The organism is Thermus sp. (genome assembly GCF_056332225.1).
Genome location: NZ_JBWGQW010000030.1, coordinates 1 through 17440, shown reverse-complemented (window position 1 = coordinate 17440; position 17440 = coordinate 1). Strand labels below are relative to the sequence as shown.

Annotated in this window: 16 protein-coding genes and 1 pseudogene; 3 read left to right on the top strand and 14 right to left on the bottom strand. The window is 69.3% G+C overall.

Annotation, left to right across the window (positions count from 1 at the left end):
- The 4 genes from AC01Y6_RS06940 to AC01Y6_RS06925 form a co-directional block, all read right to left on the bottom strand.
- On the bottom strand, positions 1 to 678 hold a 678-nt coding region (locus tag AC01Y6_RS06940), incomplete at its 3' end, for a 3-hydroxyacyl-CoA dehydrogenase family protein (protein ID WP_476670848.1).
- A 20-nt stretch (positions 679 to 698) separates the two neighbouring features.
- On the bottom strand, positions 699 to 1553 hold the full coding sequence (locus AC01Y6_RS06935) for a DMT family transporter (protein WP_476670847.1): 855 nt from the start codon (positions 1551 to 1553) through the stop codon (positions 699 to 701).
- Positions 1543 to 2763 (bottom strand): M16 family metallopeptidase, encoded by a 1221-nt coding sequence (locus AC01Y6_RS06930; protein ID WP_476670846.1) that lies wholly within the window; start codon positions 2761 to 2763, stop codon positions 1543 to 1545. The genes AC01Y6_RS06935 and AC01Y6_RS06930 overlap by 11 nt, the downstream gene beginning before the upstream one ends.
- A complete protein-coding gene (locus tag AC01Y6_RS06925) occupies positions 2756 to 3967 on the bottom strand; it encodes a M16 family metallopeptidase (RefSeq protein ID WP_476670845.1) in 1212 nt (403 codons plus the stop codon). Before AC01Y6_RS06925 ends, AC01Y6_RS06930 begins: the two co-directional genes overlap by 8 nt.
- Before the next feature lie 15 nt (positions 3968 to 3982).
- Between AC01Y6_RS06925 and recG the strand changes: the two genes are divergently transcribed.
- Both recG and AC01Y6_RS06915 read left to right on the top strand, forming a co-directional pair.
- Positions 3983 to 6295 carry an ATP-dependent DNA helicase RecG gene (gene recG, locus AC01Y6_RS06920; protein WP_476670844.1) on the top strand — a complete coding sequence of 771 codons (2313 nt, stop codon included), beginning with the start codon at positions 3983 to 3985 and terminating at the stop codon, positions 6293 to 6295.
- Positions 6295 to 7071, top strand: a complete 777-nt coding sequence (locus AC01Y6_RS06915; protein WP_476670843.1) for a hypothetical protein — start codon at positions 6295 to 6297, stop codon at positions 7069 to 7071. Before recG ends, AC01Y6_RS06915 begins: the two co-directional genes overlap by 1 nt.
- Here AC01Y6_RS06915 and AC01Y6_RS06910 read toward each other — a convergent pair.
- From AC01Y6_RS06910 to AC01Y6_RS06890, 5 genes are all read right to left on the bottom strand, one after another.
- Entirely contained in the window at positions 7025 to 8014 is a 990-nt protein-coding gene (locus AC01Y6_RS06910) for a pectin acetylesterase-family hydrolase (protein WP_476670842.1), read from the bottom strand. The two genes, AC01Y6_RS06915 and AC01Y6_RS06910, sit on opposite strands and share 47 nt — an antisense overlap.
- A 92-nt stretch (positions 8015 to 8106) precedes the next feature.
- Complete coding sequence (locus AC01Y6_RS06905) at positions 8107 to 8484, bottom strand: CBS domain-containing protein (protein ID WP_347240959.1); 378 nt, start codon at positions 8482 to 8484, stop codon at positions 8107 to 8109.
- Between the two features lie 98 nt (positions 8485 to 8582).
- Positions 8583 to 11414 (bottom strand): AAA family ATPase, encoded by a 2832-nt coding sequence (locus AC01Y6_RS06900; protein WP_476670840.1) that lies wholly within the window; start codon positions 11412 to 11414, stop codon positions 8583 to 8585.
- Positions 11389 to 12510 carry a metallophosphoesterase family protein gene (locus AC01Y6_RS06895; protein ID WP_428720116.1) on the bottom strand — a complete coding sequence of 374 codons (1122 nt, stop codon included), beginning with the start codon at positions 12508 to 12510 and terminating at the stop codon, positions 11389 to 11391. Before AC01Y6_RS06895 ends, AC01Y6_RS06900 begins: the two co-directional genes overlap by 26 nt.
- A 168-nt stretch (positions 12511 to 12678) precedes the next feature.
- Entirely contained in the window at positions 12679 to 13701 is a 1023-nt protein-coding gene (locus AC01Y6_RS06890) for a YibE/F family protein (protein WP_347240954.1), read from the bottom strand.
- 57 nt (positions 13702 to 13758) lie between these two features.
- Between AC01Y6_RS06890 and AC01Y6_RS06885 the strand changes: the two genes are divergently transcribed.
- Complete coding sequence (locus AC01Y6_RS06885) at positions 13759 to 14136, top strand: zinc uptake transcriptional regulator (RefSeq protein ID WP_347240953.1); 378 nt, start codon at positions 13759 to 13761, stop codon at positions 14134 to 14136.
- Here AC01Y6_RS06885 and AC01Y6_RS06880 read toward each other — a convergent pair.
- From AC01Y6_RS06880 to AC01Y6_RS06860, 5 genes and pseudogenes are all read right to left on the bottom strand, one after another.
- Positions 14118 to 14522, bottom strand: a complete 405-nt coding sequence (locus AC01Y6_RS06880; protein ID WP_428715187.1) for a DUF4258 domain-containing protein — start codon at positions 14520 to 14522, stop codon at positions 14118 to 14120. The genes AC01Y6_RS06885 and AC01Y6_RS06880 overlap by 19 nt on opposite strands.
- 100 nt (positions 14523 to 14622) lie before the next feature.
- On the bottom strand, positions 14623 to 15237 hold the full coding sequence (locus AC01Y6_RS06875; RefSeq protein ID WP_347240951.1) for a ComF family protein: 615 nt from the start codon (positions 15235 to 15237) through the stop codon (positions 14623 to 14625).
- Positions 15218 to 16210 (bottom strand): S-methyl-5-thioribose-1-phosphate isomerase, encoded by a 993-nt coding sequence (mtnA, locus tag AC01Y6_RS06870; protein WP_428716825.1) that lies wholly within the window; start codon positions 16208 to 16210, stop codon positions 15218 to 15220. The genes AC01Y6_RS06875 and mtnA overlap by 20 nt, the downstream gene beginning before the upstream one ends.
- A gap of 10 nt (positions 16211 to 16220) precedes the next feature.
- A pseudogene (locus AC01Y6_RS06865) lies at positions 16221 to 16610 on the bottom strand (PQQ-dependent sugar dehydrogenase); the annotation flags it as partial.
- A gap of 118 nt (positions 16611 to 16728) precedes the next feature.
- Positions 16729 to 17440 (bottom strand): hypothetical protein (locus AC01Y6_RS06860; protein WP_476670839.1); only part of this gene is annotated, 712 nt, incomplete at its 5' end.

Here is a 17440-nt window from a genome sequence, read left to right as displayed (position 1 = left end):
CATGGGGTGGTTCATCCCAAGGCGCATGATGCCGTCAATGGCCTCCTTGGTGGCGACCCCCTCGCGGAGGGCCTCCACAGCCTCGTTGATCATGGGCATGAGGAGGCGGTTGGAGATGAAGCCGGGGTAGTCTTGGACCTCCAGGGGGGTCTTCCCCATGCGCCTCGCCACCTCCACCACGGCGTCCCGGGTGGCCTCGGAGGTGAGCTCCCCCCGGATCACCTCCACGAGCTGCATAAGGGGGACGGGGTTGAAGAAGTGCATGCCGATGAAGCGCTCCGGCCGCCCCGAGGAGCGGGCGAGGGCGGTGATGGGGATGGAGGAGGTGTTGCTGGCGAGGATGGCCTCGGGCTTGGCCAGGGCCCCCAGGCGCTCAAAGAGCCGCCGCTTCTCCCCCTCGTCCTCCACGATGGCCTCCACGATGAGGTCGGCGTCCTTCAGGTCCTCGAGGCTCAGGCTCGTCCGGATGCGCCCGAGGGCCAGGTCGTGGGCCTCCTGGGTGATCTTTCCCTTCTCCAGGAACTTGCCCAAGGAGCGCCTTATGGCGGAAAGGCCCCTTTCCAGGAAGCCCTCCGCCACGTCCACGAGGACCACCTCGTAGCCCGCGCTCGCCGCCACCTGGGCGATGCCGCTGCCCATCTGCCCCGCGCCCACCACGCCGATGCGCTTGACCTCCATGGCGTTCACCCCGGCCCATTCTACGCCCGGAGGTTCACCAGGAGGACCCCGAGGAGGGCAAGGCCCCCGCCCAGGAGGGAAAGGGGGGAGGGCACCTCCCCAAGCCACAGGTAGGCGATGAAGAGGGCGAGGACCGGGGAGAGGTAGAGAAAGGAGGAAAGGCGGGAGGCCGGGGTGCGGGAGAGGGCGTAGGTCCAGGTGAGGTAGGCGAAGGCCCCGGGGAAGACCCCGAGGTACAAGGCGGAGAGGAGGGCGGGCCTGGGGGCCGTCCCGATGGCCTCGGGAAGCCCGGGGAGGAAGACGAGGAGGGGCAGGGTGCCGAGAAGCAGGGTGTAGACGGTCATCTCCTCGCTCCGGTAGCGGCCGAAGAGGGGCTTTTGCAGGACGAAGTAGAAGGAGGTGGAGAGGGCGGCGAGGAGGACGAGGAAGGCCCCCGGGCTAAGCCCCACCCCGCCCCCCTCTCCGAAGGCGATGAGGGCGGAGCCCAGGAAGGCGAGGCCGAAGCCCAAAACCCCCCGCCTCCCGAGCCTTTCCCCCAGGAAAAGGTGGGAGAGGAGGGCGGTAAAGACCGGCCCCGTGGCGATGAGGAGGCTCGCCGCCCCCGCGCTCACCCAAAGCTCCCCGTAGACCAAGGCGGTGTGGTAGACGGTGATGCCCAAGAGCCCCAGGAGGAAAAGGCGGGGAAGGTCCTCCCGCCTCGGGGGAGGAAGCCCCCTCAAGAGGGCGTAGAGGAGGAGGACGGCCCCCGCCACCAGGAAGCGGAGGAGGACGAGGTGGCCGGGCGCAAGGCCCAAAAGCCCCGCCCGGATCCCGGCGAAGGCGCTCGCCCAGAAGAGGATGGTGAGGAGGGCCGCCCCTAGGGCCCTAGGCTCCATGGGGAAGGACCAGGTAGTAAAGCCCCTTCTCCAGGAAGCCCCGCTCCAAAAGGGCGTTCACCTCCCGGGCCGTCACCCTTCGCACCCTGGCCTTCACCTCCTCCAAGGAGAGGTAGCGCCCGGTGTAGAGGTACTCCATCCCCAGGTGGAAAAGCCGCTGCATGGGGGTCTCCCCGGCGAAGACCAGGCCCGTGGCGAGGGGGGTCTTGGCCCTTTCCACCTCCTCCTCCGTGACCCCCTCCTGGAGAAGGCGGTCAAGCTCCTCCTTAAGGGCAAGGAGCACCGCCTCCTTGCGGGCGGGGTCGGCCTGGACGTAGGCGTGGAAGGCCCCGGCCCGGTCGGCCTCCTCGAGGCCGAAGGAGGCGGTCTCGGCCAAGCCCCGGTCCACCAGGGCGAAGTGGAGCCTTCCCGAGCCCTCCTCCCCCAGGAGGTGGGCGAGGACCTGGGCCGCAAAGCGGGCCTCCTCCTGGTAGGCGAGGCCGGGAAAGAGGGCCACCAGGTAGAGGGCCCGGGCCTTCTCGTAGGGGCGCTCCTCCACCCCGAAGCCGGGCTCTAGGGGCGGGTAGGCCCTTTCCGCCTCGCCTTCGGGCCAGCCCTCGGTGAGGCGCTCGGCCTCGGCGAGGAGGCGGTCAAAGTCCACCTTCCCCGTGGCGGCGAGGACCATGTTCTTGGGCAGGTAGCGCTTCCCGTGGTAGGCCGCCATCCTCTCCCGGGCGAGGGCGGCAATGCTCTCCCGTGTCCCCAGGACACTATTCCCCAAGGGGTGCCCCTGGAAGAAGCGGTCCCGGGCCCATTCATAAGCCATGTAGCCCGGGCGGTCCTGGTAGCGGGCGATCTCCTCCAGGATCACCTTCTTCTCCGTCTGGAAGTCCTCCTCCCGAAGGGCGGGGCGCAGGAGCTTGGAGAAGAGGCCAAGGAGGTCTTGGGCGAACTCGGGGAGGACCGCCCCGTAGTAGACCGTGGCTTCCTCGGAGGTGAAGGCGTTGTACTGGGCCCCCATCCGGTCAAAGGCCCGGTTCACGGAGAGGGCGTCCATGTCCTCGGGGCCCTTGAAGACCATGTGCTCCAGGAAGTGGCTCACCCCGCTCTCCTCCTTGGCCTCGTCCCGGGCCCCCGTCTTCACGAAGTAGCCCAGGGCCACGCTCCGCGCCCCCGGGACCACCTCGGCGATGACCCGAAGGCCGTTTTTGAGCTCGGCTTCCCTAAACATCCTCCACCTCTCCCAAAAGGCCCACCCAGGGGTTTTGGTAGGGATGGGCCCTGAGGAAAGCGTTCACCGCCTCCAGGGTCGTCCCCTCAATGGCGGCCTCAATCTCGGCAAGGGAGCGCACCCTCCCCAGCATGTAGAGGTCCCGGGCCATGGAGGCGGCGCGGCTCCTAATGGACTCGTCCGCCATCACCAAGGCGGTCTTCAGGCCCACCTTGGCCCGGGAAAGCTCCTCCTCCGTGACCCCCTCGGCCAGGCGCTCCACCTCGGCGCGCATCACCTTCAGGGTCTCCCCCGCCCGCTCCTTGGTGGTCCCGGCGTAGGCCATGAGGAGGCCCTGGCCCCTTACCCCTGCGGGGAAGGCCGAGACGGCGTAGACCAGACCCCGCTTCTCCCTAACCTCGGTGAAGAGGCGGCTAGACATCCCCCCGGAGAGGACCTCCAGGGCGAGCCTTGCGGCGTAGAAGCCCGGGTCCTCGGGGCCCACGTCGGGGTAGGCGAGGCCGATCTGCACCTGGGCCGTGGGCCTTTGGAGGGCGAAGCGGTGGGGCTCGGAAAGCTCCGGGCGGGGGTAAGGAGCCTCCTCCCCCTCCCAGGCGAGGAAGGGCTTTAGGGCCTCGCGAAGCCTCTCCCAGGAAACCCCTCCCGCCACGGCGAGGATGGCCCCCTTGGGGGTGTAGCGCCTCCGGTAGTCCGACTTGAGGGCCTCGGCCCCCGCCCCCTTCAGGTCCTCCTCCCGGCCCAGGGGCTCCCGCCCGTGGGGGGAGCGGAAGACCTGGCGGCGAAGCTCAGAAAGGAGCTTCCTCGCGGGCTGGTCCTCCAGGGAGAGGAGAGCCTGGAGGGCCACGGCGCGCACCTGCTCCAAGCCCTCCTCGGGAAGGCGGGGCCTCGTGAGGAGGAGGGCGTAGAGGCGGAAGACCTCCTCCAGGACCTCGGGGAGGAAGGCGGCGGAGAAGGCGGTGTGCTCCAGGCCCGCCCCGCTACTCCGCCTGACCCCGAGGGCGTCCAGGGCCTGGGCCAGGGCCCTCGCGTCCAGGTCCCCCGCCCCCTTCCAGAGCCACCCCTCGAGGAGGGCGGCCGCCCCCTCCATCCCCTCGGGGTCGTTCACCGCCCCCGCGGGGACCAGAAGCTGGAAGGCGACCCCGGGGAAGTCCCGCTCCTCCAGGGCCACCACCAGGCCGTTGGGTAGGCGCTCCACGCGGCTCACAGGCCTAAGGGTATCATGGAAGGCGTGACGGAAGAGGAGCTCAAGGCCAGGCTCCTCAAACCCCTTCTCCGGGAACTCCAGGACGGGGCCAGGGACCGGGTGGTGGTGGGGGGCCTCGAGGCCCTGGTGGAGAACCTCGCCCGCCCCTTCCCCGAGCTCCTGGCGCTCTTCCGGGGCTACGGGGGAAAGCCCCAGGAAGAGCGGAAGCGGGTTTTGCAGGAAGCCCTCCGCCTCCTAAAGGACCAGGACCCCTCCCCTCGAGGCCAGGCCCAGGCCTCCTCCGGGAGGCTTAGCCCCGCCGATCCCGCCCACCTCCTCGCCCCCCCGCAAAGCCGGAGGAAGCTCGCCGAGCTCGGCCTGCGCACGGTGCGGGACGTGCTCCACCACTACCCCCGGCGCTACGAGGACCGGAGGGCCCTCCCCGGGGTGCGCTTCCTGGAGGAGGGAGAGAAGGCCACCCTGGCCGTGAAGGTCCTGGCCAAGGAGCTCTTAAGGACCCCCAAGAAGGGGATGCAGCTCGTCCAGGTGAAGGCCCAGGACGCCTGGGGGTGGCGCCTCACCCTGGTCTGGTTCAACCAGACCTGGGTCCTCTCCCAGGTGGAGGTGGGGAGCACCCTCATCGTCACGGGCCGGGTGCAGCGCCGGGGCGGGGTGCAGCTTCTGGTGGAGCACTTTGAGGACGAGGGCACCGAGTCCCTCTCCACCGGGCGGATCGTCCCCATCTACCCCGCCAAGGAGGGGGTAAGCCAGGCCTTCCTCCGCCGCACCGTCCACAAGGCCCTGGAGGAGGCCCTGCCCCTCCCCGACCCCCTCGAGGCCTACCGGGAGGGCCTCGGCCTCATGCCCTACAGCGAGGCCCTAAAGGCCATCCACTTTCCCGAAAGCGAGGAGGCCTTAAAGCGCGCCCTCCTCCGCCTCAAGTTTGACGAGTACCTCCTCCTGGAGCTCAAGGCCCTCCTCGAGGCGGGAGGGGCGGTGCTGGGCCGGAGCTTCCGGGTGGAGGAGGCCTGGGTGGAGGCCTTCAAGGAGGCCCTCCCCTTCCCCCTCACCCGGGCCCAGGAGCGGGTCATGGGGGAGATCGCCAAGGACATGCAAAGCCCCCGCCAGATGGCCCGCCTCCTCCAGGGGGACGTGGGCTCGGGGAAGACCGTGGTGGCGGCTTTCGCCCTCTTCCTCGCGGCCAAGAACGGGGCCCAGGGGGCCCTCATGGCCCCCACGGAGATCCTGGCCAAGCAGCACTACCAGAACCTCGCCCGCTACCTCTTTCCCCTGGGGGTCCGGGTGGAGCTCCTTTTGGGCTCCATGACGGCCAAGGAGAAGGAGGCCGCCACGGCCCGCCTCCTCTCGGGAGAGGCCCAGGTGGCCGTGGGCACCCACGCCCTCATCCAGGAGGGGGTGGGCTTTAGGGACCTCGGCCTCGCCGTGGTGGACGAGGAGCACCGCTTCGGGGTCCTCCAGCGGCGGGCCCTCCTCAAGCTGGCCAAGACGCCCCCCGACGTCCTCGTCATGTCCGCCACCCCCATCCCCCGCTCCCTGGCCCTAACCCTCTACGGGGACCTGGAGGTGAGCGTCCTGGACGAGATGCCCCCGGGCCGCGCCCCGGTGAAGACCAAGGTCCTCCCCCACCGCCTCCGCCTCCAGGCCTACGCCTTCGCCCGGGAGGAGGTGAGGAAGGGCCACCAGGTCTTCGTGGTAGCCCCGGCCATTGAGGAGAGCGAGGAGCTGGACCTGAAGGCGGCCACGAGCCTCTACGAGGAGCTTAGAGGCCTCCTCCCCGGGGTGCGCCTCGCCCTCCTCCACGGCAAGATGCCCGCCCGGGAAAAGGACGAGGTCATGGAGGCCTTCCGGCGGGGGGACTACGACCTTCTGGTCTCCACCACCGTGGTGGAGGTGGGGGTGGACATCCCCAAGGCCACCCTCATCATCGTGGAAAACGCCGAGCGCTTCGGCCTCGCCCAGCTCCACCAGCTCAGGGGCCGGGTGGGCCGGGGAGGGCTTCAGGGCTACGCCATCTTCCTCGCGGGGGAGGCGGGCCAGAAGACCCTAAAGCGCCTGAAGATCCTGGAGGAGTCCACGGACGGCTTCTACATCGCCGAGATGGACCTGAAGCTTCGGGGCCCGGGGGAGCTTCGGGGCACAAGGCAGTCGGGCTACCCCGAGCTCAAGCTCGGCGACCTCGCCGAGGACACGGGGGTCATTGAGCGGGCCCGGGAGCTGGCCAAGGCCATCGTGGAGAGGGACCCCGCCCTGGACCTCCCCGAGCACCGGGCCCTCAGGGAGGAGCTCCGGGCCCAGTCGGAGCGGGTGGGCTTCCGGGAAGTCATCTGATGCGGGCCCTCCCCCACCCCCACCTCCCCGCCTTCTTCTCCGAGGGCGGGGCCCTAAGGGCCAAGGCCCTCCAGGACTACCTCCTCTCCCTAAGGGGGGTCTACGCCCGCTACGCCCCCCTCCCCCCGGTGCGCCTCTTCGTCCTCTCGGAGAGGGACTGGCGGGCGAGGCTTCCCTACCCCTACGGCCTCCCCTTCCAGCACGCGGGGCCAGAGGGGCTTGCCGTCTACGCCCCCCTCGCCTACCCGGAGAGGCTCCTCCACCGCCTGAGGGAGGTCCTCCTCCCCTTGGGGCCGCCCCCCGGGGAGCTTGCCGCCTTCTTGGACCTCAACCTGGGCCATGAATACGCCCACGCCGTGCAGGTGGCCTGGGGGCTCCGCACGGGGGCCCGGTGGCTGGACGAGTTCGTGGCCAACTACCTCTTCCTCCTGGGGCTCCAAAGGGCCCGGCCAGACCTTGCGGAGACCCTCCTCGCCTTTAGCCGGTACCTCGCCCGGCTCGCCCCGGAGAAAAGGCGGCTTTCCGACTACGAGCGGCGCCGGGGGGGCCTCGAGGGCGCCCTCTGGTTCCAGGCCCGGTTCACCCTAGAGGCCGAAACCCTCCTCAGGCGAGACGGGGACCTCCTCCTCAGGAAGATGCTGGAGGCGGCCCCCCTGGACCGCAAGCGGGGGCACCGCCTCCTGGTGGAGCTCTACCCGGAGCTTAGGGACTGGTTCCGGGGCTTCGGCCTCAGGGGCCCACCCGGGGCGGGGTCTTCCCCTCCGCCAGGGCCTTGAGCCACTCCAGGAAGCCCACCTCCCCCACCTTCAGGGTGTAGAGCTCGGGCCGGGGGAGGATGCAGTGCTGGCTCCCCGGGGCGAGGTAGTAGGTGTAGTTGACCTCCCCGGCCGGGGCCAGGACGGCCTTCCTCGCCTCCTCGGCCCACTCCCGGGCCGTGGCCTCGCTGGGGGCGGCCTCCTTCTTCATGAGGGCGTAGAAGGAGATCTGGGTCCCGTCCAGGAGCGTGGTGTACTGGGCGAGGACCGCCTTGGGGTAGGCCTGGGCCAGGGCGCGGTAGACCTCCCACATCCTGGGGGGCGAGGAGAGGCCCGGAAGCTCGGGGAGGCGGGGCTTCCAGGCGGCAAAGCCCGGGAAGTCCCCCGTGACCACGCCCACCCCGGCGTCGCCGCAGACCGCGATCTGGGCGTTTTTGTAGGTGGCGAGGACCTTGTCCGCCCAAAGCACCGCCCCGTAGGCCCCGGCGCTGCACCCGGTGACGAAGACCCGCTCGGGGTTCGGGTAGTTGCGGAAGGCGTACTCCAGGGCGGCCTGGGCGTTCTGGGCCCCCTGGTGGTGGACCTTGAAGCCCCCGTAGTCCACCGTGGCCCGGCCCACGTGGAGGTCCCCCGTGCAGTAGGGGACGAAGACATGGGTCCAGCCGAAGAAGGGGTTGGCGGCGGTCATCCGGTTGTAGATGCCCTGGGCGAGGAGGAGCTCCTGCACCTCCACCCGCTTGCGGTAGGTGGGGCTTTGGGGGTTGCAGGTGGCCGGATCCCAGCAGGCCCCGCCCCCCTGGAAGTCCAGGACCACCTTTTTGGGGTCCCCGGGGCTCACGTAGAAGCGGTAGGGGGAGCCGTCCGCGCAGACCCCGCCCGGCACCTCCACCGCCTTCCAGAAGGCCTCGAGGCCCTGGGCCAGGGCCAGGGCGAAGAGGAGAACCAGGGCGATAAGCCGCTTCATCCTTTCACCTCCGCTGCCATTTTAAGAAGATTCTTATACCAGGTCAAGAAAAAGCCCCGGGGTGGATTCCCCGGGGTCCCGTGGAACCCTCCTCAGAAGACGGCCTTGCGGAGGATATCCGTCACCGAAACGATGCCCAGGACCTCTCCCTGGATCACCGGGGCACGGCGGATGCCGGTGTTGGCGAAGAGGCGGGCCACGTACTCCACCCCCAGGTCCGGGTTCACGGTGATGACCGGCTTGGTCATGATCTCGTGGACCTGGACGGTGCTCGGGTCCTTGCCGTAGGCGATGACCTTGTAGACGATATCCGTCTCGGTGACGATGCCGTAGGCGTCCTCCTCGTGGCGGCGGTCCACGATGAGGGCCCTAAGGCCCGTCTCCTTCATGAGGTTGACGGCCTCCCTCACCGTAGCCGAGCCTTGGATCATCACCACCTCGGTGGACATGATGTCCTTGGCCTTTTTCACGACGCACCTCCTCGCCCGTGAGCCGTGGAAAGGACTTGTGGGCGAAGAAAAGGATACCTCCTCGGGGTAGGGGCCCGCCAGGGACAAACGCCCCGGGTCTAGACCCACTCCACCCGGCTTCCCGAGGGGTGCTTGCGCACCCGGAGGCGGGCGGGAAGCCTTTCCGCCAGGGCCTCCACGTGGGTCACGATGCCCACGAGCCGCCCCCGGGTGGGAAGGGCTTCGAGGATCCCCGCCACCCCCTCCAGGGCCTCGGGGTCCAGGGTGCCGAAGCCCTCGTCCAGGAAAAGCGCCCCGAGGCGCCCCCGGGAAAGCTCCTCCGAGAGGGCCAGGGCCAGGGCGAGGCTCGCCAGGAAGCTCTCCCCGCCGGAGAGGGTCTTCACCGGGCGCTCGGCCTCGGTCCAGAGGTCCAGGACCCTGTACTCGTCTTCCTGAACCCTCAGGCGGTACCGCCCTCCGGAAAGGGTGGAGAGAAGCCCATCGGCCCGCTCCACCAGGTGCCGCTGCCTGAAGCCCAGGAGGTAGGCGGGGAAGTTGTTTCCCTGGAGATCCCAGGCGAGCTTTTCCCAAAGGGCCACCTCCTTCCCCACCTCCGCCAGGCGGGCCTCGAGGTCCCGCTTGCGCCTGAGGTCTTCCCGCAGGCTTTCCACCCGGGCCTCCTTGGCCCCCATCTCCCTGCCCAGCTCTTGGAGCCTTTCCTCCACCGCCCGAAGGCCCTCCCGGAACTCCCTCACCCGGGCCTCGGCCTCGGCGAGGGAGAGGGGGGGGAGGTGGGAGAGCTTCCTTAAGTTGATCTCCACCTCGGCCCACTCCTTCTCGTGGGCCTGGACCTTCTTCTCCAGCGCCTCTTTGGCCCCGGGAGAGAGGGCGAGGGCCTTGGCCTCCTCCTCGGGCATGAGGCCCTGCACGGAAGCCCGGGCCTCCTCCAGGGCCTGGGCCTGCGTCTCCTTTTGCGCCCGAAGGCCGGAGAGGGCGCTTTGGACCCGGTGGAGGGCTTCCTCCAAGTCCTTTAGCCTCTTCTCCTTGGCCTCCAGGTCCTTGACCTTGGCCTCCAAGTCCCTCAGGTACCGCTCCACCCCCAGGCCGCCGGTCTTCCCCTCCAGATACCCGTAAAGCCCCGCCGCCAGGCTGGCCTTCTCCTCCTGGAGGGCGGAAAGCCTCCTTTCCACCTCCTCCAGGGGGCCAAGGCCCTCCACCCGCTTCCTTAGGTCCTGGACCGCCTCCGCCAGGACCTGCACCTGGCCCCTCTTTTCCTTGTAGGCCTCCCGTAAGGCGGCAAGCCGCTCCTCCGCCTCCTTCAGTTTCCCTTCCAGGGCCTTGGGGTCCTCGGGGAGGGGTTCGGGCCGGACCCCTCCCAGCCTCTCTTCCAAGGACTCCTTCTCGGCGAGGAGCGCGCCCCGCCCGCGCTCCACCTCCCCAAGGCGCTCCGAAAGCCGCTTCCTCTCCCCCTCCAGGTCCTTGGGAGAGGGCCTCTCCGGGAGGCGGTGGACCACCCCGCCGCAGAGGGGGCAGGGCTCCCCGGGGCGGAGGAGGTCGTGGTAGGCGAGAAGCCCCAGGCGGCGCTCCTCCTCCCTCAGGGCCTCCAGGGCCTCCCGCAGGGCCCCTTCCTCCCCCTCCAAGGCGGCGAGGGCCGCCTCCACCTGGGCCAGGCGGTGGGCCAAGGCCCCCTTAAGGCGGGCCCTTAGGCCCTCCACCTCTTCGCGCTGGGCCTTGCCCTCCTCCTCCAGCCTTTCCAGGGCTTCCTGGGCCTCCTTCAAGGCCTCCTCCCGCTCGGCGAGACGCCGGAGCTCCTGCAAGGAGGCCTGCAGACTGGCCTCCTTCTCCAGAAGGGCCTCCAGGGCCAGGGGGTCCAGGCGGGGAGAGGGGTGGCGGGGTGGGCCTCCCGGGAAGGAGGGGGCCACCCGCTTCCAGAGGCCCTCGAGGCCCTTGAGCTCCTGGTCCTGGCGAAGCCTCTCCCGGGCCTCCTCCAAGGCCTGGGGGTCAAAGGCCAGGGCCTGGACCTGGGCCCTCAGGTTCTCCAGGCTCCTTTCGGCCTTGGCTATCTCCTCCTCGGTCTTCCGCAGGGCCTCCGCCCATCTGCGGTACCGCTCCCAAAGGGGCAGGGCCCGCGCCGCCTCCTCGGACCGGGCCAGGCGGCGGCGGAGGGTTTCTATCTCCTCGGACTCGGCCTCGAGGCGGGCCCTTCGCACCTCCAGCTGGGATTTTTCCCGGATTTTCTCCAGAAGGGCCTCCGCCTCCTCGAGGGCCCTTTTCCTTTCCTTTCTCTCCCGCTGCAGGCGGTCTTCCTCCCGCCTCAGGACCTCCAGCTCCCCTTCCAAGGCCTCCAGGGCCTCCTGCGTGGCCCCGGCCAGGGAGGAAAGCTCCCCCTCCAGGCGGTCCCTTTCCCCCTTTAGCCGGTCCCGCTCATGGACGGCCTTCTCCTTGGCCCTCTCCAGGCGCGAGAGCTCAAAGAGGTCCATGAGGAGCTGCCGCCTTTCCTTGGCCTCCCCCTTGAGGAAGCGGTCAAACTCCCCCTGGGGCAGGAGGAGGGCCCGGGTGAAGGCCTCGTAGGAGAGGCCGAGAAGCCCTTCCAGGGCGCGGTTCACGTCCTCCAGGGTCTCCAGGGGAAGGAGCCTCTCCCCCGTCCCCAGCTCAAAAAGCCGGGCCTCGCTCTTTTTCCCGCGCACCCTCTCCACCCGGTAGAGCCTTTCCCCCACGGCGAAGGTGAGGCGCACCCGGGCCTCGCTCCGGGCGGGGTGGACGAGGTCTTTGACGTTCCGCCCCACCCGGGGGACCCGCCCGTAAAGGGCGAAGGCGATGGCGTCCAAGAGGGTGCTCTTCCCGCTTCCCGTGGGGCCGGTGATGGCGAAGAGCTCCACCTCGGAGAAGTCCACCTCCTGCTTGTCCCGGTAGGGGCCGAAGCCCTCAAGCTCCAGCTTCCAAGGCCTCACGCTCCACCTCCCGCAGCACCTCCCCGAAACGGGCGAGGAGGGCCTCCTCCTTGCGGTTCCGCTCCTCCAGGTAGCGGCCGTAGGCCTCCACCAGGCCGAGCTCGGGGCCTTCCTCCCCCCTGGCCTCCGCCCCCTCCGAGAGGGCCTCGAGGGCCAGGAGATGGGGAAGGGCCCGGTAGAACCGCTCCTTCTCCGCCGGGGAAAGCCTCCCCTCCACCACCAGGCGCAGGTAGCCGGGAAAGCGCTCCAGCTCGCCCATCCTCCCGTCCAGCTCCTCCTTCTTCAGGCGATAGGTCCTGAGGGGCTTCCCCCAGCGCTCCCTTATGGGGTGGACCCGGGGAGGCCCCGAGGGGGGAAGCTCCACCAGAAGCGCCCCCCGCTCCGCCTCCTCCCCCTCGCCGAAGTCCAGCTGGACCAGGCTCCCCGGGTACCAGGCCACGGGAGCCTCCGAGACCTGCTGCTGGCGGTGGATGTGCCCCAGGGCCAGGTAGCGGGCCCCCAAGGGGAGGGCCGAGGGGGGCACGGCGTAGCTCCCGGCCAGGTGGAAGTAGAACTCCCCACCCCCGGGCCGCACCCCCTCCAGGGCGAAGTGGGCCAGCATCAGGGGGCTTTCCAGGTTGGCCAGGACCCGGCGCATGGCCTCGGCGTAGGTGCGGTGCCGTTCCTCCGCCTCCTGCCACACCCGCTTCACCAAGACCCTCTCGGACACGAAGGGGAGGAGGGCCGCGCTTAGCCCCCGGGTCTTTACCACCCCTCCCTCCTCCCGAAAGAGGGGCCTTCCCCGCACCACCGCCCCCGCCAGGGCGAGAAGGGGGGAGAGGGCCTCGAGGCGCTCCTTGGGGTCGTGGTTCCCGGCGATGACCAAAGCGGGCACCTCAAGCTCCCTGAGGCGCAGGAAGAACTCCACGGCGTAGGCCTCGGCCTCGGCGGAAACCTGGGGCCGGTCAAAGAGGTCCCCCGCCACCACCACCAGTTCCACCCGCTCCTTGTGAACGATCTCCAGAAGACCCTTCAGGGCCTCCCCGATCTCGGGGGTGCGGTCTATGCCCTTCAACACCTTTCCCAAATGCCAGTCCGCGGTATGCAATAAGCGCACGCCCCCATTGTAGGCGCTTATCCCACCCAACCTCCCGGGCCTCGTCCTGGGCGAAGGGTCGCCAGGTTAAGTACCCCACCGCGGCTTTTGCCGCGGTGGGGGCCCCAAAAGAGCTTTCCCGCGGCCAAAGCTTGGGCATCCCTTGTTACAAAGCCAAGGTGCGGGCACTTAGTGAACGTGCCCCTGGTCTTCTGGGGCCTCACCCCTCCCCCCCTGGAAGAACCAGGCCGCCACCAGGGTGGTGAGGGGGACCGCCAGGAGAAGCCCCAAGGAGCCCAGGACCATGGCGGCGATCTCGGAGGCGAAGGGCTCGGTGTTCAGGAGGAAGCGAAGAGGGGTGGGGTCCTTGGTGAGGAGGAGGAAGAGGGGCAAGGAGCCCGCGGCGTAGGCCAGGACCAGGGTGTTCACCAGGCTTCCGATGTGGTCGTAGCCCACCTCCATCCCCCTCCGGTAGAGCTCCCAAAGGCCGTAGCGGGGGTTGGCGTGGCTTAGCGCCTGGACCACCGCCGCCTGGGTCACGCTCACGTCCGTGAGGGCCCCCAGGGCCCCCACCACCACCCCGGCCAGGAAGAGGGAGAGGAGGTCCACCCCGCCCCACTGGCGGAGGAGGAGGGCCTCCTCCGAGGCCAGCCCGGTGAAGCCCATGGCCCGCACGAAGAAGGCGGCGAGGAGGAGCACGAAGGCCACGGCCCCCAGGACGCCGAGAAGGGCCGCCGTGGTCTTGCGGTTCACCCCGTGGACCAGGTAGACGGAAAAAAGGAGCACCCCCAGGCTCCCTAGAAGGGCAACAAGCAAGGGGTTTCCCCCGGAGGCCACCTTGGGCACCACGAGGTAGACCACCACCAGGAGGCTAAGGAAGGTACCGAGAAGCCCCCGCACCCCCTTGGCCCGGCCCAAAAGGGCCGCCATCAGGGCGAAAAGGCCAAGAAGCGCAAGGAGCCAGGGCGTCCGGTCGGGCTCGCTCACGTAAAGCCGCTCCCCCTCCCGGTACAGGACCACCCCCATCCCCACCCGAAACCCCCCTCCATCGGTGGGCAAGAGGGCCTCCCTCACCTCCCCTTGGACCCTGACCTGGGCCACGCCCCGCTCCAGGTCCAGGCCGAGGATGCGCCCCAGGAGGTACTCCCCGGACTCCTGGGCCAAGGCGGGCAGGAGCCAAAGGCATAGGAATAAGGCCATGAGGGAGCGCATGAGGCCACTCTATCCCAAGAGGATGAAAATTTCTTTTCAGATGGGTATCCTTGGAGCATGAAGCGCTCCACCCGGCAGCGGCGGGCCATCCGGGAGGTCTTCCTCGAGGCGGACCGCCCCCTCTCCCCCCAGGAGGTGCTGGAGCTCGCCCGCAGGAAGGTGCCCTCCCTGGGCCTGGCCACCGTTTACCGCAACCTCAAAAGCCTCCAGGAGGAAGGCTTTCTGGTGCCCGTAGCGCTCCCAGGGGAGCCCCCGAGGTACGAGCGGGCGGGCCAGGCCCACCACCACCACTTCCTCTGCCGGGTCTGCGGCCGGGTGTACGAGCTTTTGGGATGCGACCTGGGCCTCACCCACCTACCCCCCGGCTTCCTGGCCGAGGCCCACGAGGTCACGGTCTACGGCCGCTGCCCCGGGTGCTACTCCCAGGAGGGGTAGAGGGCGAGGGGCTTGGTCCAGCGCACCTCCTCGAGGGCCCCGTCAAAGCGCAAGATGGCCGCCAGGCGGGCCCGGGAGTAGACCCGGTAGGGGTCCTTGGGGATGAAGGCGGTGACGATGTCCACCTGGCGGGGCGTGGCGTACTCCAAGACCACGTGCAGGGGAAGCCGGAGCCTCGGGGGAAAGACCATGTAGCCCAGGACGAGCATCCTCTGGTCCTCGGGGTAGATGGCGAGCTCCCTCCCCCACTCCAGGGCCCGGAGGACGTCCAGCTCGGTGAAGCCCTCCTGGAGCATGTGCCGGGCCACGTGGGGGCCCAGGCGGTAGCGCCCCTCTTTGAGGTGGGGAAGGAGGTCCGGGAGGCGGCGGAGGCGGGGCTTCTTCAAGGGAACCACCCCCTTACGCCCCAGTCTAGGGGGAAGCCCCCGCGGGAATGTGCCTACCGCCCCATGGCAGGGCGCCCGCATGGGAGCCGAGAGCGCCCGTCTACCGGTAAGGCCCCAAGGCCCCGGGGTCCCTGACGGCGATAAAGGCGCCGTAGACCTGGCTCGCTCCCGCCCTCTCAAGGGCCTCCTTCGCCCTTAGGAAGGTGGCCCCGCTGGTGAGCACATCGTCCACCAAAAGCCAGGCTCCCTCCACCCTTAGGGCGGGGGCGAAGAGGTTCCCGGGGAGCTTCCCGCGGGCCCGGCCCCGGGTGGGCTGGCTTGGGGCATAGCGCACCCGGCGCAGGGCCCTCCGGTAGGGAAGGCCGAGGAGGCGGGCCACCTCCCGGGCGAGGAGCTCGGGGGGGTTGTAGCCCCGGAGGAGAAGCCTAGGGAGAAGGGTGGGCACCGCCGCAACCCCCTGGAGGGCCCAGCCCGCCTCCCGCACCCCTTCGGCCAGGGGAGCCGCGAGGAGGGGGGCGAGGCCGAAGCGTCGGCCGTACTTCAGGGCACGGGCAAGCCCCCCTACCCGGCCGTAGAGCCCGAGGTAGACCAAGTCCCCCGCCACCTGGGCCCGAAGGCCCGCGCGGCACCCGGAGCAGAGGAGAGGCCGGTCCAGCCTCCCCCCGCACCCCGGGCAGGCGTGGCCCAAAAGCCCCTCAAGAAAGGCCCAGGGCATCCCGCAGCGCCTCGTCAAAGGGGGGATAGAGGACCCCCTTCTCCGTGACGATGCCGGTGAGGTAGCGGTGGGGGGTCAGGTCAAAGGCCGGGTGGTAGGCGGGAAAGCCCGGGGGGGCGAGGCGCACCCCCTTTAGCTCCAGGACCTCCTCGGGGGGGCGCTCCTCAATGGGGATGCCCTCCCCGCTTGGGAGGCTTGGGTCCACGGAGGAAAGGGGCAGGGCGGCGTAGAAGGGAATGCCGTGGTGGTGGGCCAGGACCGCCAGGGCGTAGGTGCCGATCTTGTTGGCGAAGTCCCCGTTTAGGGCCATGCGGTCCACCCCCACGATGACGGCGTCCACCTGGCCCCGCTGCATGAGAAACCCCGCCATGTTGTCGGCGATGAGGGTGGCGGGGACCCCCGCCTTCATGAGCTCAAAGGCGGTGAGGCGGGCCCCCTGGAGGTAGGGCCTGGTCTCGTCCACCCAGACGTGGGTGACCCGCCCCTGGCGGTGGGCCTCGAGGATGGCCCCCAGGGCGGTGCCGAAGCCCCCCGTGGCCAAAGGCCCCGTGTTGCAGTGGGTGAGGACCTGGCCCCTTAAGAGCCTCGCCCCGTTCTGGCTTATGGCCCGCTCGGTCTCCTCCACCTCGCGCCAGAGGGCCTTGGCCTCCTTTAGGCTTCCCCTTAGGTCCCCGAGGTGGGGGCGCATCCTCTTTAGGGCGTGGAAGAGGTTCACCGCCGTGGGACGGCTTTGCCTAAGGAGGCGCTCGGCCTCCTCCAGGTCCTCCCCCCGGAGGTGGGCGAGCACCATGCCGAAGGCCGCCGAAACCCCGATGGCCGGAGCCCCCCGCACCACCATGGCCCGGATGGCCTCGGCCATCTCCTTGGCGGTGCGCACCGGCACCCAGACCTCCTCCAGGGGAAGCCGCCTCTGGTCTAGAAGCCAGAAGACCCCCTCTTTCTCGTCAAAGCGGAAGGGCAGGACCCGCTCCACGAGGCCCAGTCTACGCCAGGCGGAGCACCCGGTCGTCCCCGGGGCGCACCCTTCCCCTTCCGTCCCGGTTGGAGGTGGTGAGGTAGAGGGCCCCGTCCTTGCCCACCTGGACCTCCCGGAGGCGGCCGAAGCCCGAGAGGGCCACCTCCACCCGCGAAACCCGCCAGCGCCCCCTTTCCCCTTCCAGCACGAGCCTGAGGAGGGCCTCCCCCCGGAGGCCCGCCACGTAGAGGTCCCCCCGGAAGAAGGCCAGGTTCCCCGGGGGGAAGCCCTCGGGCCACACGTAGAGGGGGTCCCGGTAGCGGGGGTCGTTCCCCCTCCCCACCACCCTCGGCCAGCCGTAGTTCCCCCCGGGGACGACCACGTTCACCTCATCCTGGCCAAAGCCCTGCTCCCCGCTCCTAAATCCTCGTAGCCGCACGCAAGGGAATCCCCGCTCCCAGGTCTGGACCCCGTGGGGGAAACCGACCCGGGAGCGCGGGAAGGCTGAGAATCCATCCCAAAGCCTACAGGCAAGGTCATGGAGCGGTCTGGAAGGGATCGCCCACAAGGACGAAGGGCTCGTCCTGATTGGTGTTGGGGTTGCGGGCGATGCCCACGATGACCCGGTTGTCAAGGCTCACGGCAGAGACGGTTTTGAGGGTAACGCCCTGCGGCAACACGCCGGCGAAGACGGTGTTCAAGTTCTCCAGCGACTGGGTATCGCTGCGCCAGCGAACCGCGTTGAGCCCATCCGAGCTTCCCCCGAAGACGTAGGCCACGCCGTTCCTGACCCGCACGGCATAAGGACCATTGATGCTAGGTGTGTAAACGTTGCCGCCGTACCACACCCACACAGCACCATCACGGTTAAAGGCCACGGCCTGCCCGTCGGGTGAAATCCGGCTCCAGTACCTCCCTTGTGTACCAGAGAGTTGGGTGTACTGCCTACTGCTCAGGTCGTAAAGATATCCCTGAAAGCCCAGCTGGACCGAAGCCTTGCTGGCATCCGGAGTGATGTCGTGGAAGATACCAAAAGAAGCGTTGGTGTTTTGATGCCAGATGGCGTAGTTCTTCCAGATGGTAGGGGTAGGAAAGTTCGGATACACCCGGCCCACGATGTAGACGTCGCTTCCACTCTTGGCGCAAGCGTAAGCCGTGTTCCCGCCGCTAGGATCATCAGGAAGAGGGATGGCTTGGTTGGTGGTCAAGTTCCAGGCCAGGGCCCTGTCCCCCGACGAAGCGTTGGTG

Excerpts from the sequence above, each read along its gene's own strand:
- recG (WP_476670844.1), top strand. The coding sequence starts at position 3,983 with ATGGAAGGCGTGACGGAAGAGGAGCTCAAGGCCAGGCTCCTCAAACCC.
- AC01Y6_RS06885 (WP_347240953.1), top strand. The coding sequence starts at position 13,759 with ATGAAGCGCTCCACCCGGCAGCGGCGGGCCATCCGGGAGGTCTTCCTC.
- AC01Y6_RS06935 (WP_476670847.1), bottom strand. The coding sequence starts at position 1,553 with ATGGAGCCTAGGGCCCTAGGGGCGGCCCTCCTCACCATCCTCTTCTGG.
- AC01Y6_RS06910 (WP_476670842.1), bottom strand. The coding sequence starts at position 8,014 with ATGAAGCGGCTTATCGCCCTGGTTCTCCTCTTCGCCCTGGCCCTGGCC.
- AC01Y6_RS06930 (WP_476670846.1), bottom strand. The coding sequence starts at position 2,763 with ATGTTTAGGGAAGCCGAGCTCAAAAACGGCCTTCGGGTCATCGCCGAG.
- AC01Y6_RS06915 (WP_476670843.1), top strand. The coding sequence starts at position 6,295 with ATGCGGGCCCTCCCCCACCCCCACCTCCCCGCCTTCTTCTCCGAGGGC.
- AC01Y6_RS06890 (WP_347240954.1), bottom strand. The coding sequence starts at position 13,701 with ATGCGCTCCCTCATGGCCTTATTCCTATGCCTTTGGCTCCTGCCCGCC.
- AC01Y6_RS06875 (WP_347240951.1), bottom strand. The coding sequence starts at position 15,237 with ATGCCCTGGGCCTTTCTTGAGGGGCTTTTGGGCCACGCCTGCCCGGGG.